At 35.6% G+C, this 19,692-nt stretch carries 17 protein-coding genes; 6 read left to right on the plus strand and 11 right to left on the minus strand.

Going from position 1 to position 19,692, the window contains the following annotated elements; genetic code table 11:
* Positions 1–48: 48 nt before the first annotated feature.
* Positions 49–1,335, minus strand: a complete 1,287-nt coding sequence (locus ACMAYL_RS10890) for a hypothetical protein (protein ID WP_103219164.1) — start codon at positions 1,333–1,335, stop codon at positions 49–51.
* On the minus strand, positions 1,301–2,020 hold the full coding sequence (locus tag ACMAYL_RS10895) for a tetratricopeptide repeat protein (protein WP_103219163.1): 720 nt from the start codon (positions 2,018–2,020) through the stop codon (positions 1,301–1,303). The genes ACMAYL_RS10890 and ACMAYL_RS10895 overlap by 35 nt, the downstream gene beginning before the upstream one ends.
* A gap of 243 nt (positions 2,021–2,263) precedes the next feature.
* Between ACMAYL_RS10895 and ACMAYL_RS10900 the strand changes: the two genes are divergently transcribed.
* A complete protein-coding gene (locus tag ACMAYL_RS10900; RefSeq protein ID WP_103219162.1) occupies positions 2,264–4,444 on the plus strand; it encodes a cytochrome c biogenesis protein CcdA in 2,181 nt (726 codons plus the stop codon).
* On the opposite strand, the gene ACMAYL_RS10905 is transcribed toward ACMAYL_RS10900, so the two are convergent.
* Both ACMAYL_RS10905 and ACMAYL_RS10910 read right to left on the minus strand, forming a co-directional pair.
* Positions 4,441–5,259, minus strand: coding sequence for a flagellin (locus tag ACMAYL_RS10905; protein ID WP_392992378.1), 819 nt, complete (start codon positions 5,257–5,259; stop codon positions 4,441–4,443). The genes ACMAYL_RS10900 and ACMAYL_RS10905 overlap by 4 nt on opposite strands.
* A gap of 171 nt (positions 5,260–5,430) precedes the next feature.
* Positions 5,431–5,709, minus strand: a complete 279-nt coding sequence (locus ACMAYL_RS10910; RefSeq protein ID WP_103219160.1) for an HPF/RaiA family ribosome-associated protein — start codon at positions 5,707–5,709, stop codon at positions 5,431–5,433.
* A gap of 206 nt (positions 5,710–5,915) precedes the next feature.
* On the opposite strand from ACMAYL_RS10910, the gene ACMAYL_RS10915 reads away from it, so the two are divergent.
* Both ACMAYL_RS10915 and ACMAYL_RS10920 read left to right on the plus strand, forming a co-directional pair.
* The gene (locus ACMAYL_RS10915; RefSeq protein WP_103219159.1) at positions 5,916–6,434 is read left to right on the plus strand and encodes a MotA/TolQ/ExbB proton channel family protein; all 519 of its coding nucleotides are present in this window, start codon (positions 5,916–5,918) and stop codon (positions 6,432–6,434) included.
* On the plus strand, positions 6,431–6,829 hold the full coding sequence (locus tag ACMAYL_RS10920) for an ExbD/TolR family protein (RefSeq protein WP_103219158.1): 399 nt from the start codon (positions 6,431–6,433) through the stop codon (positions 6,827–6,829). The genes ACMAYL_RS10915 and ACMAYL_RS10920 overlap by 4 nt, the downstream gene beginning before the upstream one ends.
* Here the strand turns inward: ACMAYL_RS10920 and ACMAYL_RS10925 are convergent, their stop codons facing one another.
* The 3 genes from ACMAYL_RS10925 to ACMAYL_RS10935 all read right to left on the minus strand — a co-directional run bounded on the left by ACMAYL_RS10925 (position 6,830) and on the right by ACMAYL_RS10935 (position 10,561).
* Complete coding sequence (locus ACMAYL_RS10925) at positions 6,830–7,960, minus strand: glycosyltransferase family 4 protein (protein ID WP_103219157.1); 1,131 nt, start codon at positions 7,958–7,960, stop codon at positions 6,830–6,832.
* A 32-nt stretch (positions 7,961–7,992) separates the two neighbouring features.
* Complete coding sequence (locus ACMAYL_RS10930; RefSeq protein ID WP_103219156.1) at positions 7,993–9,462, minus strand: LysM peptidoglycan-binding domain-containing protein; 1,470 nt, start codon at positions 9,460–9,462, stop codon at positions 7,993–7,995.
* Positions 9,463–9,562: 100 nt separating this feature from the next.
* Positions 9,563–10,561 carry an enolase C-terminal domain-like protein gene (locus ACMAYL_RS10935; RefSeq protein WP_412470080.1) on the minus strand — a complete coding sequence of 333 codons (999 nt, stop codon included), beginning with the start codon at positions 10,559–10,561 and terminating at the stop codon, positions 9,563–9,565.
* A 44-nt stretch (positions 10,562–10,605) separates the two neighbouring features.
* Between ACMAYL_RS10935 and ACMAYL_RS10940 the strand changes: the two genes are divergently transcribed.
* From ACMAYL_RS10940 to ACMAYL_RS10950, 3 genes are all read left to right on the plus strand, one after another.
* Positions 10,606–11,547 carry a hypothetical protein gene (locus ACMAYL_RS10940; RefSeq protein ID WP_412471082.1) on the plus strand — a complete coding sequence of 314 codons (942 nt, stop codon included), beginning with the start codon at positions 10,606–10,608 and terminating at the stop codon, positions 11,545–11,547.
* A gap of 22 nt (positions 11,548–11,569) precedes the next feature.
* Positions 11,570–13,213, plus strand: a complete 1,644-nt coding sequence (locus ACMAYL_RS10945; protein WP_392992384.1) for a hypothetical protein — start codon at positions 11,570–11,572, stop codon at positions 13,211–13,213.
* A gap of 100 nt (positions 13,214–13,313) precedes the next feature.
* Positions 13,314–14,411 (plus strand): type IV pilus twitching motility protein PilT, encoded by a 1,098-nt coding sequence (locus ACMAYL_RS10950; protein ID WP_103219152.1) that lies wholly within the window; start codon positions 13,314–13,316, stop codon positions 14,409–14,411.
* A 262-nt stretch (positions 14,412–14,673) separates the two neighbouring features.
* Here ACMAYL_RS10950 and ACMAYL_RS10955 read toward each other — a convergent pair whose 3' ends face one another.
* The 4 genes from ACMAYL_RS10955 to ACMAYL_RS10970 all read right to left on the minus strand — a co-directional run bounded on the left by ACMAYL_RS10955 (position 14,674) and on the right by ACMAYL_RS10970 (position 19,549).
* Entirely contained in the window at positions 14,674–14,919 is a 246-nt protein-coding gene (locus ACMAYL_RS10955) for a hypothetical protein (RefSeq protein ID WP_103219151.1), read from the minus strand.
* 12 nt (positions 14,920–14,931) lie between these two features.
* Positions 14,932–17,133: a carboxy terminal-processing peptidase gene (locus ACMAYL_RS10960; protein WP_103219150.1), complete on the minus strand. Its 2,202-nt coding sequence runs from the start codon at positions 17,131–17,133 to the stop codon at positions 14,932–14,934.
* A 125-nt stretch (positions 17,134–17,258) separates the two neighbouring features.
* Positions 17,259–18,446 carry a tRNA uracil 4-sulfurtransferase ThiI gene (gene thiI, locus ACMAYL_RS10965; protein ID WP_412463120.1) on the minus strand — a complete coding sequence of 396 codons (1,188 nt, stop codon included), beginning with the start codon at positions 18,444–18,446 and terminating at the stop codon, positions 17,259–17,261.
* 11 nt (positions 18,447–18,457) lie between these two features.
* Positions 18,458–19,549 carry a cysteine desulfurase family protein gene (locus ACMAYL_RS10970; RefSeq protein ID WP_412470081.1) on the minus strand — a complete coding sequence of 364 codons (1,092 nt, stop codon included), beginning with the start codon at positions 19,547–19,549 and terminating at the stop codon, positions 18,458–18,460.
* Between the last annotated feature and the right edge of the window lie 143 nt (positions 19,550–19,692).

Here is a 19,692-nt window from a genome sequence, read left to right on the forward strand (position 1 = left end):
GCTTATATTTTAACTGAGATCATTTTTTTATAATACCGGGAATTTTTCTTAGTAGGCTTCTTTGTAATCCTGACTATAACTCTCAAGATCATTAATTAGACTGTTTACAGCATCGCTATGCTTTTGTTGACCTAAATACTCTTTTCTCAAAGATGTCTCAAATACATCATTTTTAAATTCTTCATCAACAGGTGAAGGTACAGATGCAGGATTTCTTAAAGACTGAGGCTTCTCTGGCCTAAACTTACGCTCTGGACGTACTCCTTCTTGTGGAGCTTCCCTCTCATACTCACGCTCTTTTTTCATTTGAGTAGGAGCCTTTTCTTCAGAAGCAGGAACCCTAGTATTTGGCCCGTATACATTAACTTCTACATCAGATTTAGTTGTGTAGTCTGGCTTAAACTTCTTAAAAGCTTTCTTCTTAGGTGACTCTTTTGCCATTTCCTTAAGTTTTTCTTCATAGAATTGCTCAAGTCGAGTTGCTCTTGCCCCACCTTCTACTCCAACAGAAGCAATCTCTCGACGAGACTTAACTGTTTGAGATTGTCTTACAACAATTTCACCAGGCTTATTAGAAACCCTCATATCTTCTCTAAGAGTAACAGAAGCTGTCGATCTTTTAGGAGTCTTTGTATATAGCTCTTGCGAGATCTTATTGTCTTTATGCCTTGGTGCTCTAGCAACAAGAGTGCGTTCATTCATCGGTTTAACTGCAGGAAATAAAGAAGTCACAGCTTCATAAGCGCTAGAAGAAATTGGTGTTGGAACTCTTGGAGCACCATTTTCATAATCTTCTTTCACAAAAGAAAAGCGGCCAGGGCCAACCTGTTCTTTCATAAACTCATAAACATTATTATTAATTGTATGAGTACCTGTAATACTTAAAATTTGAGTCTTTCCATTTTCTGGATCGTAAGAAGCAATATACTCTCCACTATCGTACGAAATTGTCGCATTAACAGTTTGAAGTTGAAACTTATCATCAGTATTTTCAATAGACTTTACCCAGATATATCCAGACTTAAGCTCAACTATTTTATTAAGCATTGAGACATAACTTGAACCTGAAACATGATACTCATGATCAAAGTAATCTCTAAAAACAAGTTCAGCGCCTACTTCAGTAAAAATATCGTCAAAGTCATAGATGTAGCTTCCTGCATCTAACTTCTTTGTTTGTTGATTACTAGTTACAAAAACATTCCCCTGCACTCTTGCAACAACGGCCCTTGGAGATTTTGCCGTTTCGGCACCAAGAGCAACTGTAAAAAAAGTCGAGATGAATGCTAAGATTAGCAGACTAGTTCTTTTTATATTTCTGTACGATTTTCTCATAGTGCCCACTTAGGATATTCCATTCAGGAGTGTTTCTATATTTCTTTCTAAATTCTTCAACGACTGCAAAGAATTCGTCTTTACGATTTTGTTTTAAATAACTCATACCTAGCCATAATTTTGCACCTAGGTAGTATTTTGATGTTGGATACTTCTTAGTAAGATAAGTGAAATATTTCTCACTCCAATCATAGTGTTTTCCTGACTCATAACTTGCTACACCTGCTTGAAATAAGAAGTCAGCATCAAGCTCTTTTGAGTTTGGAAAGTTCTTTGTGTATGCATTAAAAAACTGCGCACTCTTTTCATAATTCTTAGAATCAAATTCTTTTTGTGCAATTGAGACCATCTCTTTTGCATCCCACTTATACACATCGTACTTAACGAGGTCGTTACTATCGACGCGTGCGACACTTGCAATTGTTCTCTTTGTATAACTCTCCTTTTTAGGAGCTTTATCTTTTAATTGTGTTTCGAGATAATAATTCTTACTTTCAAGAGTTTTGATTTTGTAATTAGCTTGCATAAGCTTATTGTTCATCTCTTGATTTTCTTTTGATAAAACTAGAATCTTGTCCTCTAACTCGTTAATGGCCTGGGCGCGTTTTTCAAAATGCTCCACATAGCTACACGATGTTAGCGACATCAATGCAAGTCCAAAGAATAAAGAATTAACGGTTTTCACTTTTTTTTCCTCGTTATTAGTACCTCTTCGCTCTTCTTTTCGGATAATGGACTAAAATATTTAGCAAAATTTGCGACTACGTATTTTTAAGGAGTTACAAGGTAGAATGTTAATATTCATTCACAATGTTAAGAGAGAAGCTTTTATCGTCAAATCTTTGTCAATTCCTAGATTTAGCGTCATGCTTTAGCGTATAATACCGCTAAGGTATGAAATTAATTAAGATATTTTAAGGAAAAAATAATGTACAAAATCCTACTGGCCCTAGCCATCACCCTCTTTGCCTACGCCGATAAAAAAGATTACTCAGACCTAGTGAAGGCCCAGGTAACAACGTTTGCTAAGAACAACAATAAGTACTTGGCCATTAACTTGAGAAATAAAGATGGTTGGCATACATACTGGCAAAACCCAGGGGATTCAGGTTTAGCGACAGAAGTTGAGTTTAAACAAGATGGCGATAAAATTGTACTGGATCTAGTGGAATGGCCAATACCACATAAGTTTATTGAGAAGGGTGATATTCAGACATTCGGTCACAAAGATGATTACTCGTATTTCTACTACCTAGGAAATTCATTTGATAATGCGAAGAATTTTGAAGTTCATTTAAAATACTTAATTTGTCATGACATTTGTATTCCACAGGAAAAGATAATTAAGGGTGACTTTGATGGTGGTGTTTTCAAATCTAAAGATAATCAAATCCAAGTAGCAAATTCTGAAATTGAAAAAAGATTTAATAACCTTCCTACTCTTAGAGAAACTCCAACATACCTAAATCTTCAATTAACAAAGTATGAAGGCGGACTTGCTCTTGTCTATAATATTACTGGTGAAAACCAAAAGCTTACGGCGGGACAAAATGTCCTGACACCTTATACAACGAGTCCAATCAGTTTTAAAAGAGAAGCACTCTATAAAGACACAAAAGGAAATCACTACGGACTCTACCAGTTAGATTGGGATGGAGAATACTTAGAGCCAGAATACCCTCTTCCGACAGATGGGCGTTTTGTTGAACCACTTGCATTTAAGTTTGTTTTTAATGACCCAGTTATCGGTGAAACATATCGAGTTGATTTTGACATTAATTCATTTGGAACAAATGAAGAGTCATTTAAAACATTCTACGCGAGACTAACAAAAGTTGATAATGATAGGCCTGTTCAAGATAAGAATATTGTAAGCAATGAGGAAGGCTCTTCTTCCCTACCTTACTTTCTTTTTATGGCCTTTATTGGTGGATTAATTCTAAATATCATGCCATGTGTTCTACCTGTTATCTCTCTTAAGCTATTTGGGCTAATTAAGCATTCGAATGAGAGTCGTTCAAAAGTATTAAAACATAATATGTTCTACTCACTAGGTGTCCTTGCTACATTTGCGGCACTTGCCTTTACTATTGTTGGCCTTAAAGCATCTGGTGAACAAATTGGTTGGGGTTTTCAGCTTCAATCACCAATGTTTGTAGCGATCATGGTCTTTGTCATCTTCACGATGGCGCTAAACCTCTTTGGTCTCTTTGAATTTAAAACTCCAGGTGGAACAAAACTTGGAAATGTTGAAGTTAGAAATACCTTCTACGGTGACTTTATTAGTGGTGTTTTAGCGACAGTACTTTCAACTCCATGCTCGGCTCCATTTCTTGGAACAGCTCTTACTTTTGCATTTTCAGAATCAAGTACAAATATTGTCATGATCTTTCTAGCAATTGGACTTGGTTTAAGTGCACCTTTTATTCTAACAGGAATTTTCCCTGCACTAATTCGCTTCCTTCCTAAGCCAGGTATGTGGATGGATCACGTGAAGAAACTTTTAGGATTAACTTTAATTCTAACAGTTGTCTGGTTACTTGATGTCTACTCAGCACTGGTGGGATCACCTGTTGCGATGATGTATATCAATTCGGCCCTTGTCTTCACATTCTTCCTTTTCTATATGAGAAAGAATATGACAAAGAAAGCTCTAGCAACCTTAATCATTGTTCTTCCAGTCTTCTACTTAGGCTATTCTGCAATAACAACTCCACTTAATACTGGTGGTAACGGAAACTCTCTTATCGAAGACAAAAAAAGAGAAGGCCTTAACTGGACTAAATGGACACAAGAAGAAATGAATAAGCGCATTGATGAGAAGAAGCTTACATTTATCGATTTCACTGCTCGCTGGTGTATCACTTGTAAGGTAAATGAAAAGCTTGTTATCAATACTGACTCATTCAAAGATATGGTTGCTGAGAATAAGATCGATCTACTTCTTGGAGACTGGACTCGTAAAGATGAGGCCATCGGAAAATGGCTAGAGTCTCAGGGAATGGTTGGTGTTCCTGCTTACTTTGTGATCAATGAGAATGGTGAGTTAATTAAGCTAGGTGAAACAATCACTCTTGGAAAAGTTAAAAAAGCTCTTGGAGTAAACTAACCAAGAAGCTTTGCAATTGCTCCTGGCGCAGTATTAGCTTGCGCTAGGAATGCTGTTGCAGACTCCATTTTAATCGAATCGAGGGCCTTTGCTGCCGTCGCTTTTGCAATATCTGTATCTTCTATTTTTGATCTCGCCGCTTCAGAGTTTTCATAATTATGCTGAAGATTAGCACTAGTACTTTCTACTCTTTTCATCGTTGAACCAACCTTGGCCCTAGAATGTGAGATCTTATCAATTAAAGCATCTGCAGCTCCCATTGCAGACCTCGCCCCTTCTTTTGTCAGAACGTTTTGATTAAGAAGCTTACGATTTGAAGTCATTACATCACTGATATTGTACTTGATACGATCATTCTTCTCTGAGTTACGAATACCAATTTGCATTTCAAGATCACGGCCACCATTTAAAAGTTTTGTGCCATTATATTCAGCATTTTCTTGAATACGTATGATTTCACGTGCAAGCTGCTTGAATTCACGGTTTGTATTGGCGCGATCACTATCGTTATAAGTATCAGTTGCCATTTGGATAGAGAGCTCTTTTAAGCGAATTGCAATATCTTGCATACTCCCCATTGTTGCATCAGCAACCTCGAGCATTGAAAAACTATCGTTTGAGTTTCGTTGGGCCTGAAGATTAGAGCGATTCTGTGCAGACATCTTTAGGGATATAGCTGCGCCGGCCGGATCAATTGCGGCCTGATAAATGCGCTTTGCACCTGCTAGTTTGCGAACCTCACTCGTCTGGTGATCGTTCACTTCACCTAGCATTCTTTGCGCCAGCTGTGATGTGACATTAGTCCCTACTCTCATCCCTGAAGACTACCCTTTAAATTTTCGGCCCTTTCCACCATGAAAGGGTCTACTACTTAAAATTTATCGGAAAAAAATGCCCAAAGTTTATACGTGTAAGTAAAAAACTTTGGGCACTTGTCTAGTTAGAATTGAGAGCCGTAAGCCGACTGTTTTGGTATCTTATTTTAATTAGCTAGCAATCTTCTGATCGCGATACCAGCTTTTAAAAGCAACTAAGACACCAGCAGCTGCTTGATAAACATTATCTCCTTTGGCTTTTTTGTGGAACTGATGTTTGTGACCGTTCACATTGGCCGAGAATACATATTCTGGACCTTTCTTATCGGCCACGAACTGAATATGACCCACATTTCTAAAGTCGTTTGAAATTCCTTTCAACTTTTTAGCTACGTAATCCTCAAAAGCTGGTGAGTGATCAACGTTGTGAAAGCTTAATTCATAGTTCATAGGACCTCCAATTTTTTCCTGTGTTCCTCTATGAATATATAATATCAGGCCAGCACAATTAATTATCTGAGCTATGTTAGATTTTTGTAAATTTCTCTAAAAGTAATAAATTGTTTGATTTGAGCATATCTGATCAAAATATTTTAGTGTTCTCATGGCCCCATTTTTATAATAAAATTAAAATGTTTTATAATAAAGGAGACGCAATGCGCTTATATGAATACATCCAACAGGGTGGCTTAATTATGTATATTCTACTATTTATCAATGTAGTAGGATGGGCAATCATGTTATCAAAAGCTTATTTTCTTTCAGTTGAAATGAAAATGACTTCTCAAACTTCAAGCGATATTCAAAAGAGGATAAAAGATAATGGTGAGCACATGGACACCTCATCAACTATTGAAATTGCAAAGCAGTACCTTGCTGGCCACATCATGAATGTTGAAAAGGGTCTAAACACTGTAAAAATTATTGCAACGATCTCACCTCTTCTAGGTCTTCTTGGTACAGTAGTTGGTGTTCTTACGGCCTTCCACGTAATGTCAGAAACAGGTCTTTCAAATCCGGCTTCATTTGCACAAGGGATTTCAATGGCACTGATCACGACAGTTGGTGGAATGATCGTAGCGATTCCACACTTTGTTGGTCACAACTACCTACTTGGTTCAGTTGATAAACTAGAGACAAAACTAGAAAAAGAAATCATGGAAAAAGTTCTATGAGTTCACGCACAAAAAGAACAAGACAAGAAGCAAATGCTGACATCACTCCATTGATTGATGTTGTCTTTTTACTTTTGATCTTCTTCATGACTTCAACTGTATTTAAGAAGTCTGAGCTTGCGCTACTTTTAAATCTTCCAAAGACAGAGTCTGGTGAAAAGGCTTCTGCAGATTCTAAAGTTTTAACAATTGAATTATCAAAAGAAGAAGTTGCAATTGCTGGTAAGAAATACACTATTGATGAATTAGATACTGAGTTAGCATCTATTCAAGATAAGAATAAACCAATTGATCTAAGAGTTGATCAAGAAGTTCAGTACTCGAGGCTAGTGCGTATTTTAGATGTGTTAAAGAAATACAGCCTAACTAACCTCTCACTAATCACTGAAAAGTAATTACATACTCGAATACAAATCAATTAAATTCTGGGCCGTCTTACGACGATGAAATTTTTCAACGAAGTTACGGCCCGCTTCTACCATCTCAAAGGCAAGATCAGGATTCGTAAGTACGTTGACAATTTGCTCACTCATTTCGTGTTTATTACTTGGATCAATATAAATCGTATTAGGGCCACCCGCTTCAGGAAATACGGATCCTTTAGAAGTAATCACAGGTGTCTTCGAAAATAACGCCTCAATAATTGGAATACCAAATCCTTCAAAGAATGATGGAAAAACAAATAAATCACTTCGTTGGTAAAAAGCTGGAAGGTCATCATTAGTCACATTTGAAAGAATCATGATACGATCTTCAAGTCCTTTAGAGTGAATATAACTTTCAACCTCTTTCTTGAAACTTCCACCATTTCCGATAATAACAAGCTTATGATTAATCGACTTCTTAATATCTGCATAGGCCTTAACAAGAGTTAGAACGTTCTTATTAGGCTCAATTGCACCAACATAAAGAATAAACTTCTCGTTCACACCATAGCGTTCAACTGTAGAAACCTGTTTCTCAATAGGAATTGGAGAATAGAAACGAGGATTACAAGTTTGATATACAACCTTGATCTTATTTGGATCACAGCCAAGATAATGAATTAAATCACTCTTCGTTTGCTCACATATTGCTAAAATAACATCTGCAACTTCTGTCGCGTACTTTATTTTTCTAAGATAAACTTGTCGATCGATCCATTTGAAGTTTTCAGGAAAACGTAAGAATAAGAGATCGTGAATTGTTACAACTGACTTGATTCCCGTCTTCTCAATACCGTGAGGTAGTTCATGAGATAAACCATGAAAAATATCAATCTCTAGCCTCTTTGCTTCATCTGCAACTTTAAAAGATCGCCATGCTGCTGGAAATTTTTTAGACCAAAAGTCAGAAGGTTTAACTACATTCAAATTATCATATTGATCTAGCCAGTGAATGGCCCTTGGGTCATCAAATTCTGGTGTAAAAAGATAATATGAGTTCTGTGAGTGATAGCGACTTAAACTTGCAATGAGGTCCCTAGAATAATTCCCTAGACCTCTGAAGTTATGAAATGCTCTCTTTGCATCAAATCCAATTTTCATTTGATTAGTATAAGGGAAAGGCCACTATTTGCCTATCCCTCACTTGGAACTTTTATCACTTGTCCTGCATATAAAGCAGAACCTGAAATATCATTTACTTTCTTGATTGTTCCAATCGATGTATTAAACTTACGTGCAATAGCAGTTAAGTTATCACCACGACGTACGCGGTATTTCTTATATGCAACACTTGATGGAACTCTTGTTGTAGAAACCTTTAGTCTCTGTCCAATGAAGATTCTGTTTCCTTTAAGATTATTCAATGTCTTAATATTTGAAACTGTTACACCGTACTTACGTGCAATATCAATTAAGTTATCACCTCTAGCAACTTTATGAGTAACGATATCGCCTTTAGTCTGATACTTAAGCCTTTGTCCAACAAGAATCTTAGAACCTCTAATTCCATTAATTCGCTTTAGATCAGTTACTCTAACACCTAGACGATTTGCAATAATTGAAAGGTTATCTCCACGTCTTACTTTATAAAATCCAGAAGATTTTTTATCAGAAGAGTTTGAAGCAATATTGATATACTTACGTGTTTCATACTCTGCTAATGAATCATAATCAGTAAACTCACTTGAAGGTAGGAAGATGCTTTGAGTATGTCTTCTTTGTACCTTTACCCACTTTCTTTTTAAATCTGGATTTAAAACTTTAAGTGTTTTTAAATCAACACCCTGAGCGCGTGCTAATTTGTAAAGATCAAATGAACCTTTTACGTTGAGTTGCTTTACTTTCTCAAAAGGACTATCTTTTGATTCTGTAATCTTCATTCCGTATTTACCTGGATTATTATAGATCTCACGTACTGCAGCGACCTTTGGCACGTAATAGATTGTTTCTGTAGGAATTAACTTACGTGAAACAAGTTTCATATAATCACGTGTCTTACCTTTTCTAATCGCTCTAATGATACCGTACTCACCTTTATTATAGGCAACAAGAGCAAGCTCCCATGAGCCAAAGATATTATAAAGATCTTTAAAATACTGAGCAGCTGCTTCAGTTGATTTAATGATATGAGTTCTCTCATCAACGTAGCTATCAACTCTTAACTTATATCTAATACCTGTTGCCTTAATGAACTGCCAAGGACCTACTGCAGCGGCCTTTGATTTGATAAAAGTATTGTAACCAGACTCGATTAAGCCTACAAAAAATAAATCTTCCGGTATACCGTGTGAGCGCATAATCTTTTCGATTACATTACGATAGCGTGCACCATTATTAACATATCTAAGAAATAAATCTCTTTCTTTTTCTGTAAAATACTTAACCCAAAAATCGAAATGTTTCTGGTGATAGTGAAGTTCAAGTTTATCCATATTGTTGATGGTGTAAGCCTTTACACTACCTACATCTTTAGATTTATACTTTACGACTTCCTTTACAATTACTTTTGGATTTTGTGCCGGTGTTTCACTAACATATGTTGGCTGAACGTTTGCACATGATACAAGAATAAATAAAGGTAATAAGATATTGATTTTTTTCATTGGGCTCCCAAAAAGCTTCAATACAGGTTTTTCTGTAATTTTACCAATTTACATATCTTACTATTTTAAATGAACACCACAATTTTTCGAGGGGGGGAATTTAATTCATATTAGACAAAATCACTTTTCCTTTTTCCCAAATAACATGAGGCCCTGAATCGTCTTTCAATTTTGTAAAACCATCAAAATCAAAATAATCAAAACCATAAGCAATATTGAAAAGTGACGCAATTCCCACTGTTGATTCAACCATGCAGCCAAGCATTGTCTTAAGTCCTAGCTTCTTTGCTTGTTGAAGTTGTGAGAAAGTCTTCATCAGGCCATTTGCCTTTGAAGTTTTAAGAACAACGCCATGACAAAGGTCTTTAAAAGGATCAAGAAATCGATGATCTTCAATGCCTTCATCAAGAAAAACATCGATTGGTGACTTTTCTTTTAATTCTTTATAAAGGTCGAACTCATTTCGATAAAGCGGTTGTTCGATAAAAAGTACATTCTCATCTTCTATCATAGCTAAATGCTCAAGTAATAATTCGAGATTACTCCCATATGACTCGTTAGCATCTAAAACGAATACACGCTTTGATTCATTTATAAGTTGTACCTGAACAGGAAATGTTTCATGTGTAATCTTTAATTTGATAACCCCATTAGTATCTGCATCATCAAGCAGCTTTCTTCCTTCTTCTATTGTTTCAAAAACTGGAAATGAGTCTAATGAGTCTACGCTTTTAACTGTATTAGTACCTAAAATTTTCCATGGACTAAGTTCAGTGGCCTTCACAAGATAATCTAAGAAAGCTGTTTCCACCCCTAGTCTTAGACGAGGAACATAAAAATCATATTGGTCTAGATATTGTGTTAACTCATTATATTGAACAATACCTGCATTTTCATAATCTGATGCAAAACGCTCAAGTTCTTGTTTTAAATCTTCGACGCAGATATTCTCTTTTGAACCATAGCTAATTTCCCCAACTCCCTTGTATTCACCATTTTTAAGAGTCACGTAGATAATCTCTTTGGCCAAAACCTCGGCCCCTGAAATCTTCCATGGTTTATTTAAGTTAACTAGTCGTGTATCTATTGCCCATTCCATATTATGCCTTAAAGCGTTAAAATAATTATTAAAAAGACTAAAATATGTTACCAAAAATAATTTCAAATATCACACTAGCATTTATTGCCATCGTTTTGGCCTACATGCTTGCGCCTCTGTTTAAAGAGTTCTTTGATGGAATCTTTAATCCTCATAAGAAATCAAACAAGTCTCATTCAAAAGAAGAGTTTGATGAGATGGTTCGAAGAAAGATTGAAAGAATGTCTGCTACAGGTAATTCAAACTCAACTCAAGCAACGGGGGCCAAAACAACGAAAGGATCTCAAAGAACCTTTCTCTCTTATTTTGAAGAAAAGAAAATGTTTGCAAGTAATGAAGATTTAAATTTCTTTATAGGTCTTCAGTCGTCTCTTCAGTGGGGAGATTTTAAAGAAGGTGAAGAGATATTAAATCTATTACGTAAAGATTTTAAATTTGATAAAGAAGAGCTATCTCCCCTAATAAATCCTTTTATAAAAAGTTTCTTTTGTAAGGAAGAGCTATTGAAAGTAGCAAAGCTAAACAAATCAAGTCTTTCAAAAGAATCCTTTCTGTCAGCTGCAACAACGGCATTTTTCTTTCAAAACATAGAAAGAATTGAACATAAACGCTTTAATAAACTAACACTAAAGCTACTTATAGCTTTATCCACAATAAAAAGTGATAGAGTAGCAATTCTTGAAGGCTTTATAAGAAGCGAAGAAATAACCTTACCGATTAAGAAAGACTCTTTATTTACTTCGCTGACAAAGAAGATGAACTCTTCATATGATGAGATTTTTGCACTTTTTCCAATTGATGAAAATAAATTAAGTGATGAATTTAGTTCACTAAAAGAAGAAAGTGACCGAAAAAAGAAATATAAGAAATTAGTGCAAACCTATCATCCAGATAAGTGGCAGGCAGAATTAAAATCAAAGATCATTGATGATCGTTTAAATGAAAACTTTAATAAGATTCAAAATATTTATAATAAAAATAAGTAATTGATATAGAGAGAAGTAAAAGATGCAAAAGAGAAAAGAACAAATTATCAATAATATTGAATGTGAGCTAATTAAGATTGTAAGCGAAACAAATGGTATCTCTTTAAATGATACCCTAGAGCTACTTGTGCACTCACCTAGTATTCGCGACAATCAATTATTAGAGAAGCCAGTTCTTGAATTTATGAAGCTACTCTCATCTTTTCAAATTGATGAAGTTGATATTGAAACTCTTCTCAATCACCCTGTATCAGATGCAGTTTTTAACTTTTTTCAAAAATTTCCAATTCCATACTACGAAGAACATATCCACCTAACAGGATCTTTAAATGCAGAATTTATCTATCCACGTTTAAAGAAACTTCTAAGTGGTAAGAATAAAAAAGTTTACGAAAAGAGAATTGCAGAAGTTTATGGAGATGATGCTCTCCCAATTAATAGTATAGAAGATGTCGATAACCTTATTCGACTTAAAGAAGGTGAACAATTTGCAACTTACCTTCGAATACTCTTTTTAGCAAAGCTTATCCTTACATCTAAAAAGGCCCATCAAGATGCTGCCTATCATATGGCAAAAGAATTGTACGAAAATTATAACGTCGGAAGTATTCGTCTAAAGTTTACATTATCTCGTGCTTCAAATATGGATGCAGAACAAATCCCTGGTATCGGAGAAGTTACTGAAGAAGATGTTGTTCTAGGACTTTATGAAGGTTTCAAGAAATTTCAAAAAGAAGTACCAAGTTTCAAATTTATTCTATCTCCGTCTTTTAGAAAAGAATTGAACTTCTTTGATGACATTAACTTTGAGACTAAGAAAGAACACTTTGAGCATCAAGTGGATGCCCTACTCGATATCTTGGAAAAGTATCCGTACTTAAAAGAGAACCTAGTAGAAGTTGACACAGTTGGAGATGAGAAGGCCCTTTATCGTAAGGCGCACTTTAAAGAGCTTAAAAGTGGACTACGTAAGCTTCAGTACCGTGGATTAAAGATTCGCTCTCACCACGGAGAGACTTGGTTGACTTTAAAAAAAGGAATTCAATCTGTCGATAATGCTATGAATATTTGGCATATTGATACACTTGAACATGGGCTAAGCCTTGGGATTAATCCTAACTATTACTACCACCGTCTCTTTCAAAGAATAGTTGAAGCAAATGCAAAACATCAACCGATTGATAAGAAATCAACAGAAGGACATGAGCTCGAAGAGATGGAGTGGGAATCTTATTCTATTGGAGTAAAAAAGAAACTCTTTAAAGGTGAGCCACTTGAAGCAGATGAAGTGACTTTACTATTAAAGACTAAATTTCATAATGCACGTGAAGTTGAACACTATCAACACGATATTCTAAACCGTATTATTCAAAAGAGTGTTTCACTTGTTGCGCTTCCATCATCAAACCTTAAGCTCACAGGAGTTTTCCCAGACTTTAAAGACCATCCATTTTCATGGTGGGAAAAGAAAGGCGTTAAGCTTGGGGTTGGAACAGATAATTACATTACCCTTTCGACAAATTTCATTCGAGAGATGCTGATTCTACTCTACTCAGACCCAAAGAACCTTAAGATCACAAAGCTTCTAATGCTTACGACTAAGGAGTCGAGAAGGCCTTATATTAGTAATCTTCTATGGGAAATGCGAAAGAAATACGCGAAGTAAGATATTAATATTACATAATACTAAACTTTTTTGCGCGGTCTTCCGACAAGTCTCTATCTATCTATGATTTATAGAAGCTATATGATGAAGGACGTAATTAATGACATTTGAGTACTCTCATTTCAAGTCACTAATCAATGTCGCTATTGACAACAATGCGAGTGACATACATATAAGGGCAGACGAAACCCCTTGCTTTAGAATAAGTGGTGACATGGTCGCCGTTAAATCAAATAAATTACTAACCCAAGAAAGCATCTACGATATCCTTCGCCTACTCGTTGGAGATAAGGAACAGCAAGAGCTTGAGGCAATCAAGGATCTCGATGGCTCTTTTGACTTTGAAGATAAGTGTCGTCTAAGATTTAATTACTTTAAATTCAACAATAAGAATGGCCTTGTTTTTCGTGTCATTAAAAAAGAAATTCCAAGCTATAAGGCCTTAGGCTTAAGTGATTCACTAAAACAAATTATCCGTGCTAAACGTGGACTAATTCTTGTTACAGGAGCGACAGGCTCTGGTAAGTCGACGACTCTTGCAAGTATGATCAACTATATTAATGAGCGTCGTGCAAAACATATTATTACAATCGAAGATCCAATTGAATATATCCATGAACAAAAAAAATCACGTGTCACCCAAAGAGAAATTGGAGTGGATACCGATAATTTTGAAGATGCTCTAAAATATGCTCTAAGACAGGACCCAGATATTATCTTACTTGGAGAGCTCAGGGATCAAAAATCAATCGAAATTGCTCTAAAGGCATCTGAAACTGGTCATTTGGTACTAGCAACGATTCATACGACAGATGCGATATCGACAATTAGTCGAATCATTTCAATGTTTCCAGGTGAAGAACAGGCCGATGCACGAAAACGTTTGGCCGACTCCCTTTATGCCACAATCTCACAACGAATGATACGTTCAAAAAAATCTGCTAATGGTGTACGAGTTGCCCAAGAAATTATGGTCACTGGCCCAGGTGTTAAAGAATGTATTCGTGGAGATGAGCCTCTTGATCGCATCATTCCAATTATTGAAAATGGTGGAACAAATTCAGCAGACATCCCTTGCCAGAGTTTTGATCAGGCAATCCTTAATCTTCTTGAAGGTAATTATATTAGTGAGGAAGATGCTGCTAAGGAAGTGCGAAGCGCAAGTGACTTCATGAGAAAACTGATGCTGACAAAGTAGTAAACAAGAACGCTACCTCAAGAATAGAAAAGGCCCTGGTGGGGGCCAGGGCCAATCCGTCTAACGCGAATTAGACTAACTTGATGTGAGGATAGTAAGAAAAGACTTACATGGTATTTATTATTCGCCATTTTTCCCTTTTTATTAAGAGGAAGAAATTTCAGCAAATAAAAAGTAAAAGGCCAAGTACTTATGACTTGGCCTTTGTTAATTTAAAATATAAAAATAATCTAAAACTTTTACTCTTTTTTACCTTAAAAAATTATTTTTGATGTGAAAGAATCTCTTTTACGACTTTATCAACCAGCTTTTTTGCATCATCACATTGAGTCTTCCAATGTGCATGATCTAAACTAGGATCGTGATTCATTAACAACTCTCCTAAGGCCTTAGTGCTATCATTAAATTTTCTAAGTAGCTCAACTGATAATTGCTCATCATCCATTTCCTCAAGAACTGCCATCACATGATCAATATCTGAATTATCAATTAATTTATTAAAATCCATTTCTTATCCTTATTATTTCTTTGCTTCTTGAGCAATCATATCACGCATAATATAGATTGCTTCCTCAAGCCCTGCATCCTTACGTAGAGATGATACCCATTCTTCCTTACGTTGTTTAAAGTCTTCTTTCCACTGCTTTTCATCACCTTCTTTTACAGTCTCATGTGACTTTAGTGATTCTTCGAAGTGAGTAACAACTAAATCTTTATTTTCTAGATCTAGTTTTAGACTTTCTAGCTTCTTCTTATTTGCCTCTTCTTCTTTCATCCAAGAGTCAATATTAAGCTTAAGCTCAGTCTCTTTACGTCTCTTCTTAAGGTAAGCAACGCTCTCTTCAATCTTTTGCATGCGCTCATCTTTTTGAACACGTTTTTGAGACTCACTAATAAGCTTTTTCATATCATAAGACATACCTGCCCACTTCTGATATTTCTTTGGCTTAATTTCATCCCACTTAAGTGAGTAAGTTAAATCCTTTTCACGGTTTTCAGCATATGACATTGGATCTGGAATTACAATATCAGGTGTTACACCTTTATACTGTGTTGATACTCCATTTATTCTGTAGAATTTTTGGATCGTAAGTTTTAATGCTCCAAACTCTTCACCAATCATTTTATTTAGACCTTGATCAAGGCTATAGACAACCTGAACAGTCCCTTTACCGTGAGTAACTGCACCACCAACAATTACAGCTCTCTTATAGTCTTGCATTGCTGCCGCTAGAATCTCTGATGCAGAAGCTGAGTAACGGTTAACCATAACAATTAGTGGGCCACCATATTCAATACTTGGATCTTCATCTGCAAGAGTTTCAACTTGATTCATATAGTTTCTAGTTTGAACAATTGGCCCTTCCTTAATAAATAGACCTGACATAAGTTGTGCATCTGTCAGGGCCCCACCACCATTATTTCGAAGGTCAAGGATGACACCATTAACTTTTTGTTTCTTTAATCTTTTTAGTTCAGCTCTTACATCATCAGTACAATTAATCGTTCCATTAAATTCACGGTAGAATTTCGGAACATTAATATATCCAAACTTACCTTTCACACCTTTAAGTTCAAGAACTGAAGACTTAGCAAAAGAGGCCCCCATCTTAACAACATCTCTTGTGATACCAATTGACTTACGTGAGCCATCGGCCTTCTTAACATGAAGCTTAACAACTGTTCCTTTCTTACCACGAATGTATCTAACGGCATCATCAACTCTCATCCCAACAAGATCAACCGGCTCCTTCTCTGAGTCACCTTCGCTTACAGCAAGAATTAAATCATCAACTTCAAGTTCCTTTTGTCTCCATGCAGCTCCACCTGGAACGATTTCAACAACTTTGATATAACCTTCATCTTCAGATAAGACAGCACCGATACCTTCAAGTTGCCCTGACATATCGATATCAAAATCTTCTTTTCTCTTTGGAGCAAGGTACGCTGTGTGCGGATCAAATACAGCACCAACAGAGTTATAGAAAAGCTCCATATAGTCATCTCTTGTGTCTTTTAAAAGTCTTTCGAAATAAAGGCGATATTTCTTGTCGATAGCTTCGTGGGCCTTAGCTACGATTTCTTTTTCAGTTAGAATTTTTTCAGACTCAAGCTTCTTCTTTCCATTCTTTTTATTCTTAGCAGTCTTTTTAGCATTCTTCTTAGGATTCTTGAGGTCTTCTTGGTCTTCTTTAATCGAGATATAACGGGCCATTACTGATTGCTTGTAAGTAAGGCGCCAGTTCTTTTCAAACTCACTCTTATCTTTTGCAAAATGTCTCTTTTCTGGGTCTAGCTCAACAACTTCATTTCCATGAAAGTTAAACTTACCTTTAAACATTTTCTTTCTTAAAGCATCTGCTTCTTCAATTCTTTGCTTTTTAATTTTCATGGCATCAAGAACAAGCTTGTAGTTTCCTGATCTCATCTCATCATCCATTAAAGACTCATACTTCTTAAGTTCTTTAACATCCGAATCATATAGAAATTGCTTTGAGTAATCGACTTTTTGAACAAATTCTTTGAAAGCATTTTTAGAAAGATCATCATTAACTTTTAATTTTTTATAATGAAGTTTTTCGAGAACATCGATTAATAAGTTCCCTAAAACTTGATCTTTATTAATACTAAATAAACCATTTTCCGCTCTTAAAACAAATGGCGTTGATAAAAGAATGAGACCTAAAAATAGTCCCAACGACTTTCGAAATTTCTTGTGCATTGAAGCTCCAATTCTAATAATATTAGGTAGTTCCTAAATTATATTTTAAAGCCTCTTCAGTATTAATCAAAGATTAATTATTCAGGAAGAAATTACTTGCAATGCACAATAAAATCTCATTCCGCTCATTTTTTTTCAAAGTTACCTTGAATATCATACTGATATACTTCAGCATTATTAACGCATTCTTTAATTAACTCTGATAAATCATGCTCTTCGCAAAACTCCATAAAGTACTTTATTTCTGCCTTAATTACTGGATGTTTCGGTGCAAACATTGAACAAGCGTCATCATGTGGAATAATAGATGTTTCAAATGTATCAATCTTTTTGGCCTCTGTAATGATGTCCAGCTTATTCATCCCAATAAGTGGCCTCATCACAAGCATCGGACAAGAACGATCAAGTACACTCATATTCTGAAGTGTCTGACTTGAAACTTGTGAAAGGGCATCTCCCATAATTAGGGCACTCGCCTTTGTTCTTCTTGCAAGATACGCAGAAGTATCCATCATATATTTTCTAAAAAATAATGTTCTGTAATCTTCCTTACAATTTTTTGCAATATAGTTTTGAATATCTCCATAAGGAAGAACATATAATTTAAAGCTATCCTGAAATTTAGAAAGAATTTTTCCAAGCTCTAAAATCTTATCTTTTACTTCCTCTCCAACATATGGATAGGCATAGAAGAAAGCAAAAGATTGTCTCACGCCTCTTCTTGCCATTAAATAACTAGCAACAGGTGAATCAATCCCACCAGATAAAAGAGTAATAGCATGTCCGCTTGTCCCTACAGGGAGACCACCAATACATGGAATCTTTTCCCAAGATAGATAGATCTCTTCATTCATGACTTTTACATCAACCATGAGATCAGGATTTTTTACATCAACTTTAAGTTCCGTATTTTTTAAGATTGCAGTTGCAATATAGCGGTTAATTTCATCACTATTTTTTGGAAATTGTTTAAGAGCTCTTTTTGTTTGAACTTTAAAAGTCTTAATATTTGATAATTGACTTAATTCTTTTACGGCAAGATCACAAACATAATCAAGATCTAATGGACACGCTCGCATCGGAGTAACAGAGCTTAGGCCAGCAACAGAAGTTAATCTATGGATTAGTTCTTCACTAAACTCTTCTTCACTTTCGGCCACTAGTCGCTGTTGATTATTTTTTAGCTTCCAAGATGTATGATGATACTTACTAAATATTCGACTTAGATTTGTCTGAAGTTTCTTATAGTAGCTCTTTCTGTTCTTACCCTTAAGCCATAATTCATCAACTGTTAAAATTAAACTTTTATACATCTTTATTATTCCTATTTAATTAAAAAACCAATTTCTTCAATAACTTCGCCAAAACCTTTTAAAAGGCCTTCCACCTCTTCTTGTGTTGTTGACTTACCAATCGATATCCTAAGAATATTTTTATGAAACTTCTCTTCAATCCCAAGTCCTGCAAAGAGAGGGTTTAATCCCTTAATCTTTGATGAACAAGCTGTAGATGAAGAGATCATGATTCCCTTGGTTTCAAGGTGTCTCATGATGATATCACTAGCAATTCCCTCAAAGAGAACACATAGAATAAATGGTGAAGTATTTCGATCCTCAAATGGATAACTTATATTTTTATGTAGAGCACTTAGCCCTTTTTTAATTACTTCTTTAAGAACTTCTGCTTTCTCAAATGAACTCTCTAAATCCTTAAAGGCCAATTCACATGCTCTCTCAAGAGCTACAACAAGAGAAGTAGGAGGTGTCGATGCTCTTAGGCCTTTTTCATGTGCACCACCTCTTAGGTAGCGTTTAAGAAATTGAACCTTACTTTCTTTAAAAATAAGACCGCCAATTCCTCTTGGACCTCCCATTTTATGAGCACCAAAAGTGACATAATCAATTTCAGAGTCTTTGAGTGTGAAAGGAACCTTACCAAAGCCTTGTGTCGCATCCACATGAACGAGACACTTTCTATTCTTGGCCTTCACAGCTTGCGCTATTTTTTCAACTTCAAAGTATTGTCCAGATTGTGAGTTAACAAGGCTGATACATACAAGTTGTGTTTCACTTGTTACGCCATCGACAATTTCATCGATGCTTTTATAACCTTGTCCATTATCAATGACTTTAGTGACAGAAGGATGATCTCCACTTAAAAAAATAATCCCCTCCTCAATCGAGCGAATCACCTGATTATTTGCTTCAGTTGCAGAAGAAGTGAAGATTAGGCCATAGTTTTTTGCCTGAATAAGTTTTAAGATATTACTTCTAGCATCCTCAATTTTCTTAGCACATTCCTTTCCTGCTAAATGCTTAGCAGCAGGATTTGGATAGTCCAGTTCGAAGCTTTGCGATAAAACTTCAATAACTTCAGGATAGAGCTTAGTTGAGGCAGCGTGATCAAAATAGTACATAATTTGCCTTATACCATGTTTTAAACAGTAAGTACCTTAAATAACGATATTTTTAGACACTGTCCATATACTAAACACTCCAAGTTACTGAAAGCTCGTATAAAACTGCCCTATTTCTTGGCACTTTTCTTGCTCTATAAAAT

The sequence above is a fragment of the Halobacteriovorax sp. RT-2-4 genome, from assembly GCF_047085445.1.
Lineage (GTDB): Bacteria > Bdellovibrionota > Bacteriovoracia > Bacteriovoracales > Bacteriovoracaceae > Halobacteriovorax_A.